Source organism: Romboutsia sp. 13368, assembly GCF_018336475.1.
GTDB lineage: Bacteria > Bacillota > Clostridia > Peptostreptococcales > Peptostreptococcaceae > Romboutsia.
On the sequence record NZ_CP048741.1, the window covers coordinates 573,377 to 577,491 of the forward strand.

At 26.4% G+C, this 4,115-nt stretch carries 5 protein-coding genes; all 5 read left to right on the forward strand.

Annotated features, from left to right (window positions below; all coding sequences use genetic code 11):
* On the forward strand, positions 1-225 hold a 225-nt coding region (locus G3997_RS02360), incomplete at its 5' end, for a hypothetical protein (RefSeq protein WP_296647484.1).
* A 30-nt stretch (positions 226-255) separates the two neighbouring features.
* Positions 256-1,194, forward strand: coding sequence for a S8 family peptidase (locus tag G3997_RS02365; protein WP_296647490.1), 939 nt, complete (start codon positions 256-258; stop codon positions 1,192-1,194).
* A gap of 175 nt (positions 1,195-1,369) precedes the next feature.
* The gene (ftsE, locus tag G3997_RS02370) at positions 1,370-2,056 is read left to right on the forward strand and encodes a cell division ATP-binding protein FtsE (RefSeq protein ID WP_296647493.1); all 687 of its coding nucleotides are present in this window, start codon (positions 1,370-1,372) and stop codon (positions 2,054-2,056) included.
* Positions 2,040-2,936 (forward strand): permease-like cell division protein FtsX, encoded by an 897-nt coding sequence (ftsX, locus tag G3997_RS02375; RefSeq protein WP_296647495.1) that lies wholly within the window; start codon positions 2,040-2,042, stop codon positions 2,934-2,936. The genes ftsE and ftsX overlap by 17 nt, the downstream gene beginning before the upstream one ends.
* A gap of 18 nt (positions 2,937-2,954) precedes the next feature.
* Entirely contained in the window at positions 2,955-4,007 is a 1,053-nt protein-coding gene (locus G3997_RS02380) for a murein hydrolase activator EnvC family protein (protein WP_296647500.1), read from the forward strand.
* The last annotated feature ends 108 nt before the right edge of the window (positions 4,008-4,115 follow it).

Here is a 4,115-nt window from a genome sequence, read left to right on the forward strand (position 1 = left end):
ATCCTTTTACAAAGTTCTATACTATTAATATCAACTTTTTTTAAATCACTTCTAAATGCATCTGTAAACCACTTTATATCTCGTTTTTTAATACATCCAATTATAAATAAGAAAAGTACATATAATATAGATTTAAGTAAAATAAATGAAGTATATTTATTAGAAAATATACAAGATTATTTAGATGACAATGTTAATCACAATAATCACTTTAAAAATATATAATTTAATATAATCTATTTTGGAGTGATAAAAATGAAAACAGAGAATATAGATTTAGATGTAAAATTAGTACCGTTTATAGTAAATAAGGAACTTAGAGGTAATAGCACAAAAGCTGTATATGGAGTAGAAATGATAAAAGCAAAAAGTATATGGGAAGAATCTAGAAAGGGTGCTGGAGTAAAAATTGCAGTAATAGATTCAGGGTGCGATATAAATCATGAGAGCTTAAAAAATAATATAGTAGGAGTTAGAAACTTTACAGATGAAGATAAAAAAAATCCTAATATTGTTATAGATAGAGTAGGTCATGGAACACATGTAACAGGAACTATATGTGCTAATGTAACTGGTGTAGCTCCAGATGCACAAATATATGTATTAAAGGCTATAAATAGAACTGGAACAGGAAAGTTAAGCTGGGTAGTTAATGCAATAAAATATGCAGTAGATTTAAAGGTAGATATAATATCTATGTCTTTAGGTATATCTGAAAATAGTCCTAAGCTAGAGAGAGCTATAAAAGATGCTGTTAATAACAATATATCAGTAGTTTGCGCAGCAGGAAATGATGGTGATGGAAATTCTGAGAGTTTTGAATATTCATATCCTGCTGCATATATGGATGTAATATCTGTTGGTGCAGTTGATAAGAAAGGCATTCCAGCGAATTTCTCTAATTCTAATACAGCAATAGATGTAGTTGCCCCTGGTGTTGATATACTTTCAACATACCCAAATAATCAGTTTGCGATATTAAGTGGCACCAGTATGGCAACTCCTCACGTTACCGGAAGTTTAGCTCTTTTGAAAAATTGGTCTAAGAATGAATTTCAAAGGGATTTAACTCAAGAAGAACTTTATGCTCAATTAATAAAACATACAAAAGTATTAGAATATTCAAGAACTGTTCAAGGAAATGGATTGATATATTTAAAAGATGAGAAGAATATTAAAAAATTTAGATATTAAACAAAAAAGCTATTTCAAGTAAATTTTATGTTACTATGAGATAGCTTTTTTATATTAATATAAACTTAAATTTTAAATAAAAATAATAAAATATTACAAAATAATAACAAAAATGACAATTATAATATATAATATATATAGTTATTAGAAAAATAGAATGTGCGGAGTGAGACAATTGATTAAATTTACTAATGTAGAAAAGATATATTCTGATAGAAATAAATCCCTTAATAATATAAGCTTAGGAATAAGCCAAGGAGAATTTATATTTTTGGTTGGACATTCTGGTGCAGGAAAATCCACATTACTTAAAGTTTTAACAAGAGAAGAAAAAGTTTCATCAGGAAGGATATCAGTGCTAGGACAAGACTTAAGTAAGATTAAGCATCGAAAAATCCATAATTATAGACGTAATTTAGGAATAATATTTCAAGATTTTAGGATTTTAAGAGAAAAAACTGTATATGAAAATGTTGAGATTGCAATGAGAGCAGTTGGAGCTAGATCAAAAGATATAAAACCACGTGTAATGTCAGTTTTGGATAAGGTTAAAATATCAGATAAATATAATAAATACCCAGAAGAATTATCTGGTGGTGAGCTACAAAGGGTAGCTATAGCAAGAGCTATAGTAAATAAACCATCTATAATTATAGCAGACGAATGTACTGGAAACTTAGATAGAGAAAATTCTATAAGTATATTAAATATATTGAATGATATAAATAAAGAAGGTGTTACTGTTATAATGGCGACACATGATAATGAACTTATAAATTTATTTCCTAAAAGAGTTGTACAGTTAGAAAATGGAAAAATAATAAGAGACACAAAGAGGGAAATGTATGAAGCTATTGTCTAATTTTTTATATAGTGTAAAGCAAGGTATAAAAGGCGTTTTTAAAAATAAAACTATGAGTTTTATATCTATAATTTCTGTTAGTGCATCCCTAATAATATTAGGAATAATAATAAGTGTTGTACTAAATGCAAATCAATTTATAAAAGCAACAGAATATGAAATAAATGAAATAAGAGTATCTATTAAAGATAACTTAGACAAATCTAGTATAGATAATATTAAAGTTGATTTAAGCAATATAAAAGGAATAAAAAGTATAAAGTTTAAAGATAAAGAAACTATGTTAAATGATATGAAAAGTAGTTGGGGTGAGGATGCATATTTATTAGAAGGATTAGAAAATCCTTTAGATGATTGCTATATTGTTACACTAGAAAATCCTGAGAATATAGATTCAATATCAATGAAACTATCTACTATAAATAATGTTGAAGATGTGGAATATCATAAAGATATAATAGATAATTTTATAAAAATATCAGATTCTATTAAAAACTTTGGTAGCTTGATTATTATATTTTTAATATTAATTTGCTTAGTTATAATATCAAATACAATAAAAACTAGAGTATATAGCAAGAAAGAAGAGATTGAAATAATTAAGTATGTAGGCGGAAGTGATAAATTCATAAAGATGCCATTTATAGTCGAAGGTTTTACTATAGGAGTAATAGGTTCGACTATAGCTCTATTCATATGTGTATATATGTATAAATACATAATAGATAATATTAATAGTGCTATCAGTTTTATGAATAATAATATGATGATTTCGGTTTCGAATATAACGATATTCCTAGCATCTACTTTATTTATAACAGGAATTACTATTGGAGTAGTAGGAAGTATTATATCAGTAAAAAAACATTTAAAAGTATAGAATTTAGGGGGAGAATTAGTGAGGAAAATAATAACTACGATTATTTTATGTAGTATAATATTTAGTACAAGCTTTATATATGCAGAAAATGAGCAGTTAGATTTGCAAAAAAAATTAACTGAAAATAGAGATAGTCAATTAAGATTAGATGAAAAGATAATAGAATTAAATTCTAAAATAAAAGAAGTTGAAGGAAAAATATTATCTACTAATGAAGAAATAAATAAACTTGATTTACAAGTAAATGATATAAAATCTGAAATAAATGACTTAGAAAATAATATAGAAAATAACAAAAAACAATTATCTAAAAGGATAAAAGTAATAAATAGTAATTATTCTATGAGCTATATAAAAATTTTATTAAATAGCTCATCTATATCTGATTTTTTTAATAACATGTATATAGTAAAGGAAATTGTGAAACAAGATAAGGAAGTTTTAACAGAGCTTGATGAAAATAAAGAAGAGATAGAAAATAAAAAGAGTCAAATAGAAAAGAAAAAGGCTGAACAAGAAGAGTTAAAATTATTGTTAAAAAAAGATAGTGAATCTTTAAATGCAGACAAAGTAGAAGTAGAAAATCTAAAATTACAATTAGAAAAAGAAGAAAATGAATTAGAGGCTGATATAGAAAAAATAGCATTACAGAGTGTAGTTAATGGAGAATCACAAGTTATATTTAGTGGTTCTTGGCCAGTACCAAGTCACTCTAGAATAAGTTCTCCATATGGATATAGAATACATCCTATATTTAATACTAAGAAGATGCATACTGGAATCGATATACCAGCACCAACAGGAACGCCTACAGTATCTATAGATCCAGGAAAAGTTATATTCTCAGGATATAAGGGTGGATATGGTAAAACAGTTATGATACAACATGATGATGGAAARGTAACCCTTTACGCACATAAYAATGAATTAACAGTATCGGTAGGACAAAGAGTACAAAAAGGTCAGGTAGTAGCTAAAATAGGATCAACAGGGAACTCTACGGGTCCTCATCTTCATTTTGAGGTAAGAATAAATGGTAAGCATGTGAATCCAGTTCCGTATATAAAATAAATATTAAAAATAAGTACCTAATATAGAATATATAGGTGCTTATTTTTTAATCATAAAAGGAGAGTAATTATGAAAGAATATGTAGTTGTGGATTTAGAAACAACAGGG

What these genes read in the sequence shown, in the direction of transcription:
- G3997_RS02365 (WP_296647490.1), top strand. Translation starts at nt 256, where the DNA reads ATGAAAACAGAGAATATAGATTTAGATGTAAAATTAGTACCGTTTATA.
- ftsX (WP_296647495.1), top strand. Translation starts at nt 2,040, where the DNA reads ATGAAGCTATTGTCTAATTTTTTATATAGTGTAAAGCAAGGTATAAAA.